An 18,717-nucleotide genomic window follows, 5' to 3' on the forward strand; every position below is an offset into this window, starting at 1 on the left:
TAGAAATCGAAGGTTTGTTAGTTGCTATTTTGTTTTGAAAGTTCATTGAACTAAATGAATATTTCACTCATTTGTGGTGATGATGCGCTTAGGGGAAACACCCGTTTCCATTCCGAACACGTAGGTTAAGACCTAAGCGGCTGATGGTACTTGTCGGGAGACTGACTGGGAGAGTAAGTGGTTGCCACATTTATGGGGGTTTAGCTCAGTTGGGAGAGCACCTGCCTTGCACGCAGGGGGTCAAGGGTTCGAATCCCTTAATCTCCACTGTCCTTACAATAGGACAATTTGTACTTTGAAAACTAAACACAATTAAAATAGATTTGTAAGTTATAGCAATATAACTTGCGCCTAACGATAAATGTACACGCATTGTATAATGCAAAATGTTTGTCAGGGTGTAAAATCTACAATTTAACCGATAATAAATATTCTTTGTATTCAACGAAAGTTGATTAACAAGGCACAAACGACCGATTAACGAAAGTTAATCATTATAGGTCAAGCTACTAAGAGCGTAGAGTGGATGCCTTGGCACCGAGAGCCGATGAAGGACGTGATAAGCTGCGAAAAGCTACGGGGAGTTGCAAATAAACCTTGATCCGTAGATATCCGAATGGGGAAACCTGGCAGAGCAAACCTCTGTCATCCTATAGCCAATCCATAACTATAGGAAGGGAACGAAGGGAACTGAAACATCTAAGTACCTTCAGGAGGAGAAAGAAACATCGATTTCCTAAGTAGCGGCGAGCGAAAGGGAAACAGGCCAAACCAGATTACTTGTAATCTGGGGTTGAGGACTGCGTCATGGCAAGACTGCGGATAGCTGAAGAGTCTGGAAAGTCTCATCAAAGAGGGTGATAATCCCGTAAGCGAAATCCAAGTGAAGCCTAGCAGTATCCAGAGTACCACGAGACACGAGAAACCTTGTGGGAAGCCGGGGGGACCACCCCCCAAGCCTAAATACTCCTCGGTGACCGATAGCGCATAGTACTGTGAAGGAAAGGTGAAAAGAACCCCGGGAGGGGAGTGAAAGAGAACCTGAAACTCTATGTTTACAAGCAGTGGAAGCGCCATATGATGCGCAACCGCGTACTTTTTGTAGAACGGTCCGGCGAGTTACTAGCTGTGGCAAGGTTAAGTACCAGGAGGTACGAAGCCGAAGGGAAACCAAGTCTGAATAGGGCGCCAAAATAGTCATTGTTAGTAGACCCGAAACCGGGTGACCTACCCATGTGCAGGATGAAGTTACCGTAAAAGGTAATGGAGGTCCGAACTCACATCTGTTGAAAAAGGTGGAGATGACGTGTGGGTAGCGGAGAAATTCCAATCGAACCCGGAGATAGCTGGTTCTCCTCGAAATAGCTTTAGGGCTAGCGTTGATAGGAGTCTAATGGAGGTAAAGCACTGAATTGCCTAGGGGGCCCACAAGCTTACCGAAGCATATCAAACTAAGAATGCCATCAAGATACCGTCAGCAGTCAGACTACGAGTGATAAGACACGTGGTCAAAAGGAAAACAGTCCAGACCATCAGCTAAGGTCCCCAAGTGTGTGTTAAGTGGAAAAGGATGTGAGATTTCGAAGACAACTAGGATGTTGGCTTAGAAGCAGCCACTCATTCAAAGAGTGCGTAATAGCTCACTAGTCGAGAGATCTTGCGCCGAAAATGTCCGGGGCTAAAACACACCACCGAAGCTATGGAATTCACAATAGTGGATTGGTAGAGGAGCGTTGTAACGACGCAGAAGCAGTACCGTAAGGAGCTGTGGAGTAATTACAAGTGAGAATGCCGGAATGAGTAGCGAGATACAAGTGAGAATCTTGTAGGCCGAATATCCAAGGTTTCCAGAGTAAAGCTGATCTGCTCTGGGTAAGTCGGGACCTAAGGCGAGGACGAAAGTCGTAGTCGATGGACAACTGGTTCATATTCCAGTACTACCTATTATCAGAACTGCAGGGACGCAGGAGGATAAGCAAACCCAGGAATGGTATCCTGGGCCAAGCACAAAGTCGCACCTAACAGGCAAATCCGTTAGGCGAGGATGAAGTGTGATGGGGATCGAAATAAAAGTAGAGAAGTTGCTGAATCCACACTGCCGAGAAAAGCTGCTATTGCGTGATAGGTACCCGTACCGTAAACCGACACAGGTGGATGAGGAGAGAATCCTAAGGCCGACGGGAGAAGCGTTGTTAAGGAACTCGGCAAAATGACCCCGTAACTTAGGGAGAAGGGGTGCCTACTTAGGTAGGCCGCAGAGAATAGGCCCAAGCAACTGTTTAACAAAAACACAGGTCTTTGCTAAACCGAAAGGTGATGTATAAGGGCTGACGCCTGCCCGGTGCTGGAAGGTTAAGGGGAGAGGTTAGTCTAAGGACGAAGCTTTGAACTTAAGCCCCAGTAAACGGCGGCCGTAACTATAACGGTCCTAAGGTAGCGAAATTCCTTGTCAGGTAAGTTCTGACCCGCACGAAAGGCGTAATGATTTGGGCACTGTCTCGACAGCGCACCCGGTGAAATTGTAGTACCAGTGAAGATGCTGGTTACCCGCGACAGGACGGAAAGACCCCGTGGAGCTTTACTGTAGCTTGATACTGAGGTTGGGTATTACATGTACAGGATAGGAGGGAGACTGAGAAATCTGGACGCCAGTCTAGGTGGAGTCGCCGGTGGGATACCTCTCTTGTAATACTTAACTTCTAACCATGGCCCGTTACCCGGGTCTGGGACAATGTCAGGTGGACAGTTTGACTGGGGCGGTCGCCTCCTAAAGAGTAACGGAGGCGCTCAAAGGTAACCTCAGAATGGTCGGAAACCATTCGAAGAGTGCAAAGGCATAAGGTTGCTTGACTGCGACACCGACGGGTGGAGCAGGTACGAAAGTAGGACTTAGTGATCCGGTGGTATGAAAGTGGGATTGCCATCGCTCAACGGATAAAAGCTACCCCGGGGATAACAGGCTTATCTCCCCCAAGAGTTCACATCGACGGGGAGGTTTGGCACCTCGATGTCGGCTCATCGCATCCTGGAGCTGAAGCAGGTTCCAAGGGTTGGGCTGTTCGCCCATTAAAGCGGTACGCGAGCTGGGTTCAGAACGTCGTGAGACAGTTCGGTCCCTATCCGTCGTGGGCGCAGGAAATTTGAGTGGAGCTGTCCTTAGTACGAGAGGACCGGGATGGACGGACCACTGGTGCATCTGTTGTCATACCAATGGCATAGCAGAGTAGCCAAGTCTGGATCTGATAAACGCTGAAGGCATCTAAGCGTGAAGCAGACCACAAGATAAGATTTCCCATCCGAAAGGAGTAAGACCCCTTAGAGACTATGAGGTAGATAGGTTGGAGCTGTAAGTGTAGTAATACATTAAGGTGACCAATACTAACGGTTCGAGGGTTTGACCTAGATAATAAAGGTTGAATAAAAATTGTGTTTAGTTTTGGAAGTATAAACTTCTAATGGCCCAGTGGTACAGTTGGTTAGCACGCCGCCCTGTCACGGCGGAGGTCGAGGGTTCGAGTCCCTTCTGGGTCGTTTTAATACTTAATGTATTAAATATATTAGAATAAGTAATAATTATTACTTATTAGATATGGTCGCTTAGCTCAGCTGGGAGAGCACCTGCCTTACAAGCAGGGGGTCATAGGTTCGAGCCCTATAGCGACCATTTACATGCCGACGTGGCTCAATTGGCAGAGCAGCTGACTTGTAATCAGCAGGTTATCGGTTCGAGTCCGATCGTCGGCTTGATACAGGACTAATATGGTCTTTGTATTAATATGGAGGGATTCCCGAGCGGCCAAAGGGGGCAGACTGTAAATCTGTTGCGATAGCTTCGAAGGTTCGAATCCTTCTCCCTCCATATACCTTATAACGCGGGATGGAGCAGCTAGGTAGCTCGTCGGGCTCATAACCCGAAGGTCATAGGTTCAAATCCTGTTCCCGCTACCACATGCCCAGATAGCTCAGTCGGTAGAGCAGAGGACTGAAAATCCTCGTGTCGCTGGTTCGATTCCGGCTCTGGGCACCATGTGGGTCACTAGCTCAGTCGGTAGAGCACTTGACTTTTAATCAAGTTGTCCCGGGTTCGATTCCCGGGTGGCTCATACATCAAAGGTCTTACAGTTAACAAATTGTTAGTTGTAAGACCTTTTTAGTATTTAAGTAAAAAAAGTATTTTTCTATAATTTTTTATAATATATAAGAGTAAAAAGGGTCAGGAATAATATGAACAATTATCTTACACAACAAGACATTGATAATATGAAAAAAGAGATAGAATATAGAAAAGTAGTGGTAAGAAAACAAAGGAATGAAGAAGTTAAAGAAGCCAGAGCACATGGGGATTTGAGCGAGAATTATGAATACAAGGCCGCTAAACGTGAAAGAGGTAGGAATGAGGGGCGTATAAAATATTTAGAGCGAATGATAAAAACAGCAACTATCATTACTGATAATACAGAGGCAGGAGAAGTTGGACTGGGAAAGTTAGTAGATGTTTATTTTATAGAAGATGATATGAATATAGAGTATGAAATAGTTACTACTATGGAAACCGATGCTATAAATAATAAAATAAGTATTGAATCGCCTTTAGGAAAGATGATTTATAAAAAGAGAGTAGGCGATATAGTAAATATAGACTCTCCAGATGGAGAATATAGTGTACGTATACAATCAATAAGGAAAAGTTAGATATAACATACTTAGTAGATAAATCTATTTATAGAGAATAAACAGCGACAAGCTAGAATATAATTTATAAATAGATTATGGGGGATGTTATATGAATCAGATGGAGTTTAAAATACTTAAACGTGCACAAGAGAATGCAAAAGAAATTGATAAACTAAAAACATTTTTAGCTAATCAAGGGGTTAATTTAACCCAAGTGAAGAAAAATCCTGAGAGATATCAAGAAATTATTAGGAGATATAGCAAAGATTGTGTTAATGTAGGTTTATTTGAAGAGAGTAGGGAACGATTGGAAATAGAATTTAGTAGATTATGTGAATATCATAGAAAGAATGAGTCTATTTTAGTAGACCAATTTTATAATGTAGCTAAAGAGATTATACTCTCGACGCCAGAAGGAGATAAGAATAAATAATGGACCAAGTTAGTTTAGCTTGGTCCATTATTTATTCTTATTTTACTAATTACTTTAACTTTTAAGTCGTTTGTATTTGAAGCTATAGTAAGGTAAACTATAAGAAGTAATAATTAATAATAGAAAAGGGTTGATTAGGTGAATACACCTTTGTATGACAAATTACTACAATATAGTAGGTCAAAATTGGCATTTCATATGCCTGGGCATAAGTTTGGAATTGCTGCAGAACTTAATAATCTTAGTATAATTGAATTAGATAATACAGAAGCTATAGGTATGGATAATTTATATGATGCACAGGGCATTATAAAGGAAGCAATGGAATTAATGGCTAATTTTTATGGATCTAAAGAAACATTATTCTTAACAAATGGTTCAACTAGTGGAATAATAGCAAGTATTTTATCTGTTTGCAAGGATGGTGATGAATTAATTATAGCAAGAAATTCTCATCATAGCGTTTGGAGTGCACTTATTTTAGGGGGAATTACTCCTATATATATTAGTCCACAGTACAGACCTGAAGACGATATGTTGGGAGAGATAAGTGCAGATATAATTGAAAAGGCGCTAATAGATTATCCTAAGGCAAAGGGGGTATTAGTGGTTAGCCCTACTTACGAAGGGATAGTATCAGATATCAAAGAGATATCTAGAGTAGTTCATAAATATAACAAGGTACTTATTGTAGATGAAGCCCATGGTGCACATTTTGTATTAGGGAAAGATTTTCCACTAAGTAGTATACATCAAGGAGCAGACCTAGTCATTAACAGTATGCACAAGACTTTACCAGCACTTACACAAAGTGGGTTATTACATATATGTTCTGAACGAATAAGATATGATAATGTTATAGAAAGTCTTAGAATGATACAAACTAGTAGCCCTTCATATATGATGATGGGGCTTATGGATTATATAAGATCGTATATTATAGAAAACAAGAATAAGATACAACAGCAATATGTAGATGAATTACTAGTATTTAGAAAAGAATTAAATGATCATCTTATGGTTTTAAGGCTATTAGATATGGAAAAAGAAAAATATGATAAGAGTAAGATAATTATTTCAACGATAGAATCTAACATAGATGGATATGAATTAGCTGACATACTAAATACAAGGTATGATATTTCAGTAGAGGCAGCATTAGAAACATATGTTATTTTAATGACGACAATGGCAGATAATAGCTCGAATATGACAAGACTAAGAATAGCCCTAGAAGAGATAGATAAAGAACTAGAAGTAGGTAAGAGTAACAAAGGTATAAATAACTTTATTGTATCAGACATTATAAAAGGATTTAGTCCTAGAAAAATTTACTATAGTGATAAAGCATGGGTAGGTATTAAAGATGCAATAACAAGAAAATCAGCTAAAAATATCATGTTATATCCACCAGGGATACCTTTAGTTTGCATAGGAGAATTGATTGAGCAGCAACATATAGATTTAATTTATTATTTTAAAGACAAGTTACAAGGTATTCAATTAATAGATGATGAAATATTGATTTATACAATATAGAATTTATATAAGCTAATAATTTTATATGAAATAAGATTAGGTTGTAGATGGGCTAAATGATTTCAAAAATAAGTAAATATATAAATTAAAGAATCATATCTAAAGTAAAACTAAGAAATAGTAGCATTTTAGTTTAAGAATAAAATGTAGGGAGGTAATTATGGGTAAAATATTTTGTTTAATGGGAAAAAGTAGTACAGGAAAAGATACTATTTTTGAAGCGCTAAAAAATGATAGGGTATTAAATTTAAAGCCTATTGTACCCTATACAACAAGACCGCAAAGAACTAACGAATTAGATGGAGAAGCTTATTATTTCATAGATATAGAGAAGTTAGAGCATTATACTCGAGAAGGAAAAGTTATTGAACAAAGATGTTATAAAACTATTAATGGGAATTGGTATTATGCCACTATAGATGATGGACAAATCGATTTGAATAATAATAATTATATTGTTATTGTCACGTTAGAGGCATATAGTAATTTGTTAAAATACTTTAATATGGAAAATATCATCCCGATATATATAGAAGTAGAAGATGGTTTACGTTTGGAAAGAGCCTTAAGTAGGGAAAAGCAACAAATTCAGCCCAACTATGATGAGTTATGTAGGAGGTTTTTAGCCGATAATAAAGATTTTAGTGAGGAAAGGCTCAATATTAATAGAATAACCAAAAGATATCAGAATTTAAACTTAGATCAATGTATTAAAGAGATTAAAGATAGAATAAGGACGATTAGTTAATAATGTAATAAGTTTAAACAAGTGATTAGATAGATAAAAGAATGGATATGCTTTAATTAGATTAAGAGTAAATTAGATATATATGTTTATAAACTAGTATTTATATAGTATCTACATTGATAAGTTTATGTTTTTTATAATGGTATATAAGCCAAGCTCTATTTGAATGTAGGTGTTTGAGCCTATAAACTTACATATGTATAAGTAAGATTATGGGATTATAAACCTAGATTCATATCTATAAAGATCCATTGGTTTGTACAGAAAAGATTATATTTAAACAAGGATAATAAAAAATCCGATTCAAGAAAGCAATAAGTGTATTATAGATTAGGGGTTAGATATAATATATAGTTTATATACTATAGAAGATAATATAAATATAGGTATAAGAATATATTATAAGTTAAAATAAGTCGATTAAGATAACGTACATGCTTGCAATTAATAGATTATTATCATAGAATAAATTGAAGGAAGTTGCATTAAAAAAGGGAAAGTGGGGGAATTTACTATGGCTAACATACAAATTAATCAGGTTCAGATGCCAACTCTAAGAGAAATTTCTACAGTATCTGAAGCTAAGGTGGATAAAGGTTTTAAATTTACCCTACTGAGTCAAATTGATCAGTCAGAGCTTCAAGAAAAACTTAAGGAAATGGTTGACGAAATTACTAAGCAAGGTCAAAAAATTTCAGAGCATATGGATATTAGAGATTTAAAAGTTTATAGGACGATGATTTCTAATTTTATTAATGAGGTAGTAGCAAATTCTCATAAATTTTCTCGAGAGAACTTTCTAGATAAAAGAGGTAGACATCGTGTTTACGGTATTGTTAGGCTAGTAAATGATAAGCTAGATGAATTAGCACAGGAATTAATTAGTTCAGAAAAAAACCAAGTTAATATTTTAGACCGTATCGGTGAGATACAGGGGTTAGTATTAGATATTATTACTTAATGTTCGTGAAGAGTTCACGAACATTTTTAATACAATAAAATATGTATTTAAAGACGGATTAATAGGGTATTTAAAGTTTACTAAGATAAAAGGAGGGTAGTGAGGAATATTTCCTTACTGCGACTGGGAATGAAGGAATTTCAAGATATAATAGGTAATGAAGATGCAAAAGAATATTTCATTAAAGCATTAACTAAAAATCATTTATCCCATAGCTATATATTTGAAGGGCCTTATGGTGTAGGAAAAAAAACTTTTGCTAGAAAGTTAGCAAAGGCTATTTTGTGTGAGCAAAGAAAAAATGATAAGGCTTGTAATGAGTGTCAATCTTGCCATATGGTTGAAGCAGGAACTCATCCTGACATTATTACGATTGAAAAAGATACAAAGGTTACAAAGGTAGATAACATTAGAGAGAATATCGTAAGAGAAATGGAGATTAAACCTTATCAGGCTGAACATAAAATTATTATTGTTAATGCAGCAGATACTATTAATGTACAAGGTCAAAATGCAATGCTAAAAACTATAGAGGAGCCACCTAGCTATGGTATTGTTGTTTTAGTTTGTGAGAATTTAGCTAGCATGTTACCTACTATTAAATCTCGTTGTATAACAGTAAGATTTAATCCATTAAGTAAGGAAAAAATGAGTTCGTATTTGGAACGTAAAGGTATAAGTGGAGAAGAAAAAGAGGTATATACTAAGCTGTCAGAAGGTAGCATAGGCGTTATCAATGATATTCTTCAAGATGAACTTTATTTACAACTTAGAAAGCAAAGTGTAGAGTATATAGAGAGACTAAATAAAGCCAACTTATTACAATTATATGACTTAGTAAAGGAAATAACAGACCAAAAAGAAGACATAGAGAAAATTTTAGAATTTTGGTTATTTTGGTATAGAGATATAGCAGTAATAAAGACCACTAATAGTAGAGATTTATATTATTTGGATTACCAAAAACAGTTGTTGGACATGTCCCAAAAATTAACGTATAATAAAGTTAGTCAGAATATAGAATCGATTAAACATGCAATTTTAGATATAAAGCAGAATATATATAGTACGTTTGTTATAGAGAATTTATTACTCAAATTGAAGGAGAGAAAAAAATGATAACTGTTATTGGTATAAGATTCAGACGTGCCGGTAAAGTCTATTATTTTGCACCCGAGGATAATGTGTTATATAATCAAGGGCAACATGCCATTGTTGAAACAGCAAGGGGAGTAGAATATGGAGAAGTCGTAATTCCTAATAAAGAGGTAGCGGAAGAAGAAGTGGTACAACCTCTAAAAAAGGTAATTCGATTGGCAACAGAAGAAGATGATGAGAGATATAAGCAGAATAAAGTAAAGGAAAAAGAGGCCTTCTTTATTTGTAAAGAAAAGATTATCAAGCATCAATTAGATATGAAACTAATCGATGTAGAATATACTTTTGATAATAATAAAGTTCTATTTTATTTTACGTCTTACGAACGTGTAGATTTTAGAGAGTTAGTCAAAGAATTAGCTTCTATCTTTAAGACACGTATTGAACTTAGACAAATAGGTGTAAGAGATGAAACTAAAATGTGCGGTGGTATAGGAATTTGTGGACGTTCTTTATGCTGCAACTCATTTTTAGGAGATTTTCAACCTGTATCTATAAAAATGGCGAAGGAGCAAAGTTTATCACTTAATCCTATTAAGATATCAGGAATCTGCGGTAGATTAATGTGTTGTTTAAAGTATGAGCAGGATTGCTATGTTGAAATCAGAGGACGTCTACCTGTTGTAGGCGATATTGTTATAACACCAGATGGAAAAGGTGAAGTATTGTCTGTAAATGTTCTTCGTGAGCAAATTAAAGTAGCTGTTCAGAAGAAAGATAAAGATGAAAAAGAGGCAATTATGTATCATTCTACAGACCTTAAGATTGTTAAGAAGAAGAAATGTGGAGGTTGCCACAATGGAGGAGAAATAGACAAAGAGTATGAAGGATTTGACTTTAGTACGCTCGAATGAGAGAGTTGATGACTTAGAGAGAAATGGTTATAAATTAATACAAAATCCCGAGGTATTTTGCTTCGGGATTGATGCTATTTTATTGGCTCATTTTGCAAAGGTAAATAATCAAAGGCAGAAGGTATTAGATATAGGTACTGGAACGGGAATTATTCCTATTGTCATGCATGCTATTTATGGTAAAGGTCATTTTACAGGTATTGATATTCAAGAAGAAATGATAGAAATGGCAAGCAGGTCCGTTAAGTTAAATGAAATAGATACAGATGTAACAATGAAGGTTATGGATATTAAAGATTATAAGGAACACTTTAGCACAGGCTATTTTGATATTATTACTTGTAATCCACCATATATGAAAGGACATGCAGGTCTTAAAAATGAACATCCTTCGAAAACCATTGCTAGGCATGAAGTAGCATGTACATTAGAAGATATTATTTCTGCGACAAGCTATATGTTAAAATATGGTGGAAAGATGTGTATGATTCATAGACCTCATCGCTTGGTGGATATCTTTGCTACCATGAGACAATATAATATTGAGCCAAAGGTTATGCGAATGATTTATCCTAAGCAAGGCAAGGAACCAACTATGGTATTAGTAGAGGGGGTTAAGAATGGGAAACCTGAATTAAGGGTTCAATCACCTTTAACCGTCTATAATGAGGATGGCACTTATACCGATGAAATTAATGAGATTTATGGAAAAAAGGGCCGTCAAGAATAAGGCTTAGAATAAAAGCTCAGCCATGAAATGCATAAATACTCTATGAAATAGAAGAGGGATTTTTCTAAATATAAAAGCGTTATATAACTAGTATAAATTTCTAGTTATATAGCGCTTTTATTTATTGAGATTAATAGACACTAATTTTTAAAAGCTCTTTTTATAAGAAAGACATTTGCAGTATAAAAAATGATAAAAGTATTGAGCAAACTATAATATGTAAGATATGATTCGTATATTTAATAAGGAGTAGGCAAATCTCTGAGGTATAAATAACATGATAAATATAGTAAATAAATTGAATTTATTAATCTATCATATCGGCAGGAGAAGATGTACAAATATGATATTTAATAGGAAATCTAGAATAGAAAATAGATATACTAGAGGAAAAAGGGTAGTAGCATAGTAGATAGCTTCATATAAAATAAATGGTGCATAGTAAAGATTAGTACTTTTATAAAATTAAATGGTGAGATAAGTGTGCTACCATATAATCTTAAAATAATAAGTTCTATATAGGAGGGTATATAAATTTTAAAAAAGGCTATATAATATAAAAAGAGTATTAATACGAAAGATAAGAGAGGACCATGAAATGGATTATGGCATACTTACCTTATGTGCGACACCAATAGGTAATTTAGAAGATATAACATATAGAGCAGTTAGATTACTAACAGAAGCAGATTTTATTGCAGCAGAGGATACTAGACATACAAAGAAATTATTAAATCATTTTGATATTCATACAAAATTAATTAGTTATCATGAACATAATAAAATAGAAAAAGGGCCAGAATTAATTCATCTTTTAAAAGAAGGAAAAAATATCGTTTTAGTAACAGATGCAGGGACACCAGGTATTTCGGATCCGGGGGAAGATTTAACTAGATTAGCATTAGAGGAAGGTATTACTGTAACTTCTGCACCTGGAGCAGTAGCAGGGATTACAGCACTTATTATTTCTGGACAATCTACAAGAAGATTTATATTTGAAGGTTTCTTGCCAACTAATAAAAAAGAAAAAGTTCAAGTTCTAGATAGATTAAAAGATGAAACAAGAACAGTAATTCTGTATGAAGCACCACATCGTTTAATTAAGACTTTGGAAACCTTATATGAAGCAATAGGTGATAGAGGGATTACAGTAACTAAAGAATTGACTAAGAAGTACGAAACTGTATTGAAAACTACTTTATCAGGAGCTATTGGACACTTTGAAATAGACGAACCTAGAGGAGAATATGTATTAATTCTAGCAGGTAAAGATGAAAAAGAACTTCAAGAGGAAATCCAAGAAGGATGGAGTAACATGTCTATTGAAGAGCATATGAAAATCTATACCAGTAAAGGAATGGATGAAAAGAATGCGATGAAACAGGTAGCAAAGGATAGAGGTGTGAGTAAAAGAGATATTTATGCTGTTATTCATCAGTAGTGGTCGTATTTGTTAAAGAATAAGAATACGTAAAAAAGTAATATAAGTATAAGTAATATAAATATAAGTAATATAAGATTGTTAACATTTTCATAGGCAGAGTTGATATAGCTAGAAATATATTTTTTATTAATTTAAGGGGGACAAGAAATGAAGTACGAAATTTTGTATGAAGGGGCTTTTCCTATTGTAAAGTGTCAATTAAGTAGAGGCGAACGAATCAAGGCAGAATCAGATGCCATGATAGGCATGTCTAATACGATTGATATTACAGGAGGAACAGAAGGAGGCATTGTAAGAGGTCTTACACGTATGTTAGCGGGAGAGAGTTTCTTCTTTCAATATTTGACTGCTGCCAGAGGGGATGGAGAAGTATTATTTGGACATCCTCTTCCAGGAGGTATTATTGATGTAGAATTAGATGGGTCATATGGTTTACGTGTACAAAAAGATGGATTTTTAGCATCTACAGAAGGTGTTGAGGTAAGTACCAAAGCTCAAAATTTAGTTCGAGGTATGTTTTCAGGAGAAGGATTTTTCATTTTAAATGTGAGTGGAAGAGGAACTGTGTTTTTAAGCTCGTATGGTTCTATTCATGCCATTAATTTAGAACCAGGAGAAGAGTACATAGTAGATAATGGACATCTGGTAGCATGGGCCGATTATATGCAATATAATATTGAAAAAGCTTCTAATAATGGCTGGTTAAGGAGTATTGCTTCCGGAGAATGTCTCGTATGTCGCTTTCGTGGGCCAGGAGTTGTATTAATTCAGACTCGTAATCCTAAAGGCTTTGATGGTTGGTTATGTAAAATGGGATTTACAAAGGCAAGTCATAATTAAATATCATTGTTAGCTTATTCATTAAGTATGTGTGTGAAGTAAAATTGTTTATGGAAAAACGTCTTAATTAGGTTATAGCTTTTTTAAGACGTTTTTCTATGTCCATAAGAGAAATTTATTTAGGTATTTTTCTATTCAAAGATTCCTTCACACTATTAGAACTATTCGTGTGGAAAAAAGATAACAAATTCTGTACCTTCATCAATATCACTATTAACAAAAATCTTAGCTTGATGGGTCTCGGCAATTTCATGTGCAATAGCTAAACCTAAGCCTGTTCCACCAGTGTTTTTATTTCGGGCCTCATCTACTCTATAAAAGCGTTCAAAGAGTTTAGGAATATGTTCTTTGGGAATACCTATACCAGTATCCTTGACGGATAATACGATATTTTGATTAGTGGTAGCACAACCTAGTGTAATACTACCTCCTTCAGGAGTATATTTTAAAGCATTGTCTACTAGTATACGAATAAGTTCTTTAATAAGAGCACTATCCCCTTTAAGCATAACATTAGGACTGACTTTAGAGATAAGTTCATGAGCATCATCAATAAAGCTGGTTTCTCTCAAGATATCATTACAAAGAGCAGATAAATCTATGGTATTGATATCCACCTTTAAAGTATGTTTATCACTACGAGATAAGAAAAGAAGCTTTTCCAAAAGGGTATTCATATTGGCTGTTTCTTCGGCAATTGAAGAAATACTTTCTTCTAGGATCTGAGGATTGTCTTTTCCCCAACGTTCCAGCATATCAGCGTAGCCTTGAATAATAGCGAGAGGCGTACGCAGCTCATGAGAGACATCCGAAGCAAATTGTTTTTGTCGTTCTACATAAACTTGAATACGGTCCATCATTTGATTAAAGGTAATAGCTAAGTCCTTTAATTCATCCTTAGAGAGGTCTGTATCTAATCTAGTCATTAAATCATTACCGTTAATATTCTGCACTTTAGTAGTCATATCTTTAATAGGAGTAAGCATCATGGTTACCAAGTAATGTCCTATACTTAAAAATAGAGGTAAAGATATTAAAATAGCTACACTTAAAAGTACATTAAAATTTCTAAGAATAGGGTGCAAGGCGGCATTATCTCTAAAGTGCGAAACATAGATAGATTGAGTAGTAAAATAAGTTAAACAAAAAAGGAAGGTATAAAGTACGCTATAAAGTAAGTTGACCTTGAAACTAATAGAAAAACGATATTTCTTAAAAAAAGAACCTATAAGATTAAAGATAACAAGAAAGGTACCATTTAAAATGGCACCTAAAATTTTCAGGATAAAAATAAAGCCGGAGCCAATAAGTCTAACAGGTGATTTTTTCTTAGAATTAGCTTTCTCCATCTTTTATTTGATACCCCATTCCTCTAACCGTATAAATTAATTTATCTTCAAACCTTTGGTCAATTTTATTTCTTAAGTAACGGATATAAACATCTACAACATTAGTATCCCCTAAATAGTCATATCCCCATACCTTTTCGAGAATTTGTTCTCTAGTAATAAGTAAATTTTTATTCAGCATAAGGAATTGAAGTAATTCGAATTCCTTTTTAGTAAGCGCTAAAGGAATATTATTATAGCTTACCTCATAACGTTCTGGATCCAAAGTTAACTGGCCACATTTAAGAACTTCAGGAGTAGCAGTTGGAGTAGTAGCTTTTAATTTAAAAAGTACGCGGATTCTAGCTAAAAGTTCTTCAATGGCAAAAGGTTTAGTCATGTAATCTTGTGCCCCTAAATCTAATCCCATTACTTTATCCATGACATCATCTTTAGCTGTTAGCATAATAACAGGCAAACTTGAAACTTGTCTAATACGCCTTAAAACTTCCATACCATTTAAAGAAGGAAGCATAACATCTAAAATAAGTAGATCATAGTTATTTTCAAGTGCCATATTAAGGCCTTCGCGTCCATCATGAGACATATTAACTTCATAGCCTTCATGCTGGAGTTCTAACTGAAGAAAACGTGCAATTTTTACCTCATCTTCAATGATTAATATACGTTTGATAAAATCACCCTCTTTATAAATAAACAAAAAGCTTAAATGTTTTCTTTTATTATACCATAATAAAAGAAATTAAAAGAAATTTAGTCAGTCTAAATTATTTAGTAAAATCGTCAAAGGTAGATTTAATTTTTCGAGCAATTTCATTCTCACCTTTAACCTGAATTTTTATACCAATGATTAAAGAGATAACCAAAGCAATAAGAGATACATGAAAACAAAGAATAAATGTAATGATAGCAATAGACAAAGGAACATCTATATAAGTACGCCCATCTTTTTCCATAATAAAGGTAGTATTATTAAGATTATCGACAAAAGAAGTAACCTTTTCGGTAGTAGAGTGATTATCCTTTTTAGGCGCTTTTTCTTTTCTTTCTAGTAGGAGCAATGCCTCTAGAATATCCCCATTAGCTTGTTCTAAGGCTTCTTTAGCTTCTGAATAAGAAACATGTGTACGTTGCATGATAAGATCAATTTGTTCTAAAGTTATATTTCCCATGAGGTAAACTCCTTTCTATAAGTTTATTAATGAATAGGATATATTCCTATAGTAATAATATACCCTTTATTCATGAGAGTAACATAAATGGATTATTAAAAATTAATGAGAAAAGCAATAAAGCCATATTCTCTGTAAAGTAGGAGAATATGGCTTTAAGAAAAATCATGTATTCTAGATTAAATCGTTTTAAAAGTATCAAAGAGGGTAGACTTAAAGATATCAGAATCTTCATCTGCCTCAACAACACATTCATCTTCATCCCCTAGATAGAAAAGCACTTTATCACCTTGAATAAGGCCAAGATTTAAAGAAAGATTAGATTTCATCTGAATAATAAGCTCTTTTACTTCTTCAGTGAGAGAAGCAATAATCATAGAGAAACCATCTTTTTCTTCAAGTGATTCTTCTAGGTTTCCTAGTTCTTCTGGGTTTTCAATGATATGAGTAGCAGCTAAAAAATTTGTTTTAAAAGTATTAATTTCTTTAGCTTGGGCATTTTTAGTTGTATTAGGAAAATAGATATTCACTTTATCACATTTATCAAAAAAGAATTTAAGAATGTCTATGAAAAGTTTTTTATCAATAGATGATAATTTGGCGTAGCGTCTCATAAAATAGTAGCTCCTTATCCTTCGTGGATTAATTAAGATTGATATTAAATTCTATTAATCTTATTATAACCAAATTAAAGGAGAGTATCAACTTTGTAATATTAAGACATAAGCCATTCGTAAGTGTATTCATTCTTAAATTGATCTAGAGTATGCTCATAGTTAATAAATCCTTCATCTAGTAATCGATTAGATAAAATCCTTTGAGATTCACTATTAGCAAAGGAGTTCCAAATGTAAAACAATATGCCTTCGGCTGAGAACTCTTCTAAGGTTTGTCTAGTATGCTCAAAATCATACTTGAGTTGTGAGGATGCATAGGGGGATTCTAATACAGGTAGAAAAAGGTGAGAATTAAGATATTGAAGTAGTTGTTGTTTTTTGTCCATAGCTATACATAACCTCCTTTTTATTATAGTGTAATAACCTATGGATTATTTTTAGATGATGTATTATAACTAAGGTTAAAGTCCCTATTATTATAACTATGAGGCAAGTAACACAGATATGTTAAAAAATAGGAAACTTAGAAACATAGTATTTGCTAAAATTTAAATAATATACATGGTTTCAAAGAATAAATTTTAAGACACAATAAAATAGTAGATATAAACGATGGAGAAAGAGGCACTAAAAATGAAAGTAATGAGTTTTAATGTAAGAGCAGATAGTATATTGGATGTACGTAATAGATGGAGGCATCGTTCCGAGATAGTTTATGAAGTTATCAAAAAGTATGATTGTGATGTAGTAGGCTTACAAGAAGTAACAGATCGTATGTATATGGATTTAAATAAAGCCATAGATGGCTACTATATGATAGGCAAGGGTAGAACAAAACGTTATTTTAATGAGAGGAATAATTTATTGGTTAAAGAGGATTATAATCTTTTAGAAGAGGAAACCTTTTGGTTATCAAAAACACCTAGCAAAACAGGAAGTTCTGTCTGGTATTCTATGTTTCCTCGTATTTGTACTACGGCTGTTATTCAATTAGCTAATAACTTAAAAATAAGAATTTATAATACACATCTTGATTGTTTACTACCATCTGCTAGAGAATATGGTTTAAAAAAGATTGGAGAGTATGTTGGGGAGTGTTATCAAAAGGAAAAATTACCTTGTATTTTAATGGGGGACTTTAATGCTGGGCCACAAAGTAAATTAATCCAACAGTTTTCACAGGGAAGCTATAGCGATAAACGTTTTATAGCAGTTCAAGATGTTAAGAAGGAAATTTACAATGAGGCGACAATGGGGCATTTCAAAGGAAAAACAAGAGGGTTACACATAGACTATATTTTTGTATCAGAGGAATTTGAAATTAAAGATGTAGAGATTATCAAATATCAAAAAAATAATAAATATCCCTCAGACCATTATCCTATTTTAGCAGAGATTAATTTGTGATAAGGTATACCCATAGCATATGTCATAATAATAAAAAGGGAGACTGTCTAAAAAATAGAATGTAATAAATAGGATAAGTAGGTAGTAAAAAGAGTTATTGGAATCAGATAAAACCCAAAATATATAAGACTACAGAAGATACAGAGGCGAAATACAAAATGATAAGGGGGGAAATACAATGAGTTATATCATTAATGATGAGGATGAATTCAATGAGCTAACAATCAAAGATTGTAGTATAGAGGAGTCAAATGCATGTAATGTTATTTTTAGAGATGTAGTTTTTAAAAATGTTAGCTTTATGGATATTGATTGGGAAAGTACTGAGTTTCTTCATGTGAGATTTGAAAACTGTGATTTATCTAATATTAACATTGATAAAGCCATTTTTCATCATAGCGAGTTTATTAGTTGTAAATTAATAGGAACACATTTAATGGAATCTTCTATGAGAGAAGTACTTTTTAATGGTTGTCAGTGCGATTACCTTGTATTAGGAGGAAGCAATCTAAAAGGTGTTACTTTTAATGAATGTCGTATGAATCAAGCAGGTTTTAGCGTATGCAAGATGAACAATGTACAGTTTAAATATTGTGAAATGCAAAGAGCAGAGTTAAGCGGAACAAAGCTAAAAGGCATAGATCTAAGTAGCTGCATTATTGACGGTATTAATTTAAGGATAGAAGATGTAAGAGGATTAAGATTATCACCAACCCAAGCTGTGGACTTTAGTAAGATGTTAGGAATACAGGTGATGGAGGAAAGAGAAGGCAGTATATAGGATTTAGATT

At 34.5% G+C, this 18,717-nt stretch carries 17 protein-coding genes, 8 tRNA genes and 2 rRNA genes; 22 read left to right on the forward strand and 5 right to left on the reverse strand.

Annotated elements, in window-relative coordinates:
• Positions 1 to 72: 72 nt before the first annotated feature.
• The 20 genes from rrf to EKH84_RS03000 all read left to right on the forward strand — a co-directional run bounded on the left by rrf (position 73) and on the right by EKH84_RS03000 (position 13,381).
• A 5S ribosomal RNA gene (rrf, locus tag EKH84_RS02910) occupies positions 73 to 190 on the forward strand.
• A gap of 4 nt (positions 191 to 194) precedes the next feature.
• Positions 195 to 267: transfer RNA gene (locus EKH84_RS02915), tRNA-Ala, on the forward strand.
• 232 nt (positions 268 to 499) lie between these two features.
• A 23S ribosomal RNA gene (locus tag EKH84_RS02920) occupies positions 500 to 3,402 on the forward strand.
• A gap of 55 nt (positions 3,403 to 3,457) precedes the next feature.
• A tRNA-Asp gene (locus EKH84_RS02925) sits at positions 3,458 to 3,531 on the forward strand.
• Positions 3,532 to 3,591: 60 nt separating this feature from the next.
• Positions 3,592 to 3,664: transfer RNA gene (locus EKH84_RS02930), tRNA-Val, on the forward strand.
• Between the two features lie 7 nt (positions 3,665 to 3,671).
• Positions 3,672 to 3,744, forward strand: a tRNA-Thr gene (locus tag EKH84_RS02935).
• 34 nt (positions 3,745 to 3,778) lie between these two features.
• Positions 3,779 to 3,859 (forward strand) — tRNA-Tyr (locus tag EKH84_RS02940).
• A 12-nt stretch (positions 3,860 to 3,871) separates the two neighbouring features.
• Positions 3,872 to 3,948 (forward strand) — tRNA-Met (locus EKH84_RS02945).
• 3 nt (positions 3,949 to 3,951) lie between these two features.
• Positions 3,952 to 4,027 (forward strand) — tRNA-Phe (locus EKH84_RS02950).
• A 3-nt stretch (positions 4,028 to 4,030) separates the two neighbouring features.
• Positions 4,031 to 4,103 (forward strand) — tRNA-Lys (locus EKH84_RS02955).
• Positions 4,104 to 4,224: 121 nt separating this feature from the next.
• Complete coding sequence (gene greA / locus EKH84_RS02960) at positions 4,225 to 4,692, forward strand: transcription elongation factor GreA (protein ID WP_013655071.1); 468 nt, start codon at positions 4,225 to 4,227, stop codon at positions 4,690 to 4,692.
• A gap of 91 nt (positions 4,693 to 4,783) precedes the next feature.
• A complete protein-coding gene (locus EKH84_RS02965; protein WP_127065088.1) occupies positions 4,784 to 5,107 on the forward strand; it encodes a hypothetical protein in 324 nt (107 codons plus the stop codon).
• A gap of 150 nt (positions 5,108 to 5,257) precedes the next feature.
• Positions 5,258 to 6,646 carry an aminotransferase class I/II-fold pyridoxal phosphate-dependent enzyme gene (locus EKH84_RS02970; protein ID WP_190283466.1) on the forward strand — a complete coding sequence of 463 codons (1,389 nt, stop codon included), beginning with the start codon at positions 5,258 to 5,260 and terminating at the stop codon, positions 6,644 to 6,646.
• A 160-nt stretch (positions 6,647 to 6,806) separates the two neighbouring features.
• Complete coding sequence (locus tag EKH84_RS02975; RefSeq protein WP_127065090.1) at positions 6,807 to 7,394, forward strand: guanylate kinase; 588 nt, start codon at positions 6,807 to 6,809, stop codon at positions 7,392 to 7,394.
• A gap of 514 nt (positions 7,395 to 7,908) precedes the next feature.
• A complete protein-coding gene (locus EKH84_RS02980) occupies positions 7,909 to 8,355 on the forward strand; it encodes a YaaR family protein (protein WP_127065091.1) in 447 nt (148 codons plus the stop codon).
• Between the two features lie 99 nt (positions 8,356 to 8,454).
• Positions 8,455 to 9,474 carry a DNA polymerase III subunit delta' gene (holB, locus tag EKH84_RS02985; RefSeq protein ID WP_127065092.1) on the forward strand — a complete coding sequence of 340 codons (1,020 nt, stop codon included), beginning with the start codon at positions 8,455 to 8,457 and terminating at the stop codon, positions 9,472 to 9,474.
• Complete coding sequence (locus EKH84_RS21835; protein ID WP_013655077.1) at positions 9,471 to 10,367, forward strand: PSP1 domain-containing protein; 897 nt, start codon at positions 9,471 to 9,473, stop codon at positions 10,365 to 10,367. Before holB ends, EKH84_RS21835 begins: the two co-directional genes overlap by 4 nt.
• Positions 10,336 to 11,097, forward strand: a complete 762-nt coding sequence (locus EKH84_RS21840; protein ID WP_013655078.1) for a tRNA1(Val) (adenine(37)-N6)-methyltransferase — start codon at positions 10,336 to 10,338, stop codon at positions 11,095 to 11,097. Before EKH84_RS21835 ends, EKH84_RS21840 begins: the two co-directional genes overlap by 32 nt.
• Before the next feature lie 598 nt (positions 11,098 to 11,695).
• On the forward strand, positions 11,696 to 12,538 hold the full coding sequence (gene rsmI / locus EKH84_RS02995) for a 16S rRNA (cytidine(1402)-2'-O)-methyltransferase (protein ID WP_127065093.1): 843 nt from the start codon (positions 11,696 to 11,698) through the stop codon (positions 12,536 to 12,538).
• A gap of 150 nt (positions 12,539 to 12,688) precedes the next feature.
• A complete protein-coding gene (locus tag EKH84_RS03000) occupies positions 12,689 to 13,381 on the forward strand; it encodes a TIGR00266 family protein (RefSeq protein WP_127065094.1) in 693 nt (230 codons plus the stop codon).
• 161 nt (positions 13,382 to 13,542) lie between these two features.
• On the opposite strand, the gene EKH84_RS03005 is transcribed toward EKH84_RS03000, so the two are convergent.
• The 5 genes from EKH84_RS03005 to EKH84_RS03025 form a co-directional block, all read right to left on the reverse strand.
• Positions 13,543 to 14,730, reverse strand: coding sequence for a sensor histidine kinase (locus EKH84_RS03005; RefSeq protein WP_127065095.1), 1,188 nt, complete (start codon positions 14,728 to 14,730; stop codon positions 13,543 to 13,545).
• Complete coding sequence (locus tag EKH84_RS03010) at positions 14,717 to 15,430, reverse strand: response regulator transcription factor (RefSeq protein ID WP_270049180.1); 714 nt, start codon at positions 15,428 to 15,430, stop codon at positions 14,717 to 14,719. The genes EKH84_RS03005 and EKH84_RS03010 overlap by 14 nt, the downstream gene beginning before the upstream one ends.
• A 67-nt stretch (positions 15,431 to 15,497) precedes the next feature.
• The gene (locus tag EKH84_RS03015) at positions 15,498 to 15,902 is read right to left on the reverse strand and encodes a DUF4342 domain-containing protein (protein ID WP_127065096.1); all 405 of its coding nucleotides are present in this window, start codon (positions 15,900 to 15,902) and stop codon (positions 15,498 to 15,500) included.
• Positions 15,903 to 16,081: 179 nt separating this feature from the next.
• A complete protein-coding gene (locus EKH84_RS03020) occupies positions 16,082 to 16,516 on the reverse strand; it encodes a hypothetical protein (RefSeq protein WP_013655084.1) in 435 nt (144 codons plus the stop codon).
• A 101-nt stretch (positions 16,517 to 16,617) separates the two neighbouring features.
• Complete coding sequence (locus EKH84_RS03025; RefSeq protein ID WP_013655085.1) at positions 16,618 to 16,905, reverse strand: hypothetical protein; 288 nt, start codon at positions 16,903 to 16,905, stop codon at positions 16,618 to 16,620.
• Between the two features lie 247 nt (positions 16,906 to 17,152).
• Between EKH84_RS03025 and EKH84_RS03030 the strand changes: the two genes are divergently transcribed.
• Both EKH84_RS03030 and EKH84_RS03035 read left to right on the forward strand, forming a co-directional pair.
• On the forward strand, positions 17,153 to 17,926 hold the full coding sequence (locus tag EKH84_RS03030) for an endonuclease/exonuclease/phosphatase family protein (protein WP_127065097.1): 774 nt from the start codon (positions 17,153 to 17,155) through the stop codon (positions 17,924 to 17,926).
• Positions 17,927 to 18,104: 178 nt separating this feature from the next.
• Positions 18,105 to 18,707, forward strand: coding sequence for a pentapeptide repeat-containing protein (locus EKH84_RS03035; RefSeq protein WP_127065098.1), 603 nt, complete (start codon positions 18,105 to 18,107; stop codon positions 18,705 to 18,707).
• Positions 18,708 to 18,717 lie beyond the last annotated feature (10 nt).

Source organism: Cellulosilyticum sp. WCF-2, from assembly GCF_003990395.1.
GTDB classification, from domain to species: Bacteria; Bacillota; Clostridia; order Lachnospirales; family Cellulosilyticaceae; genus Cellulosilyticum; species Cellulosilyticum lentocellum.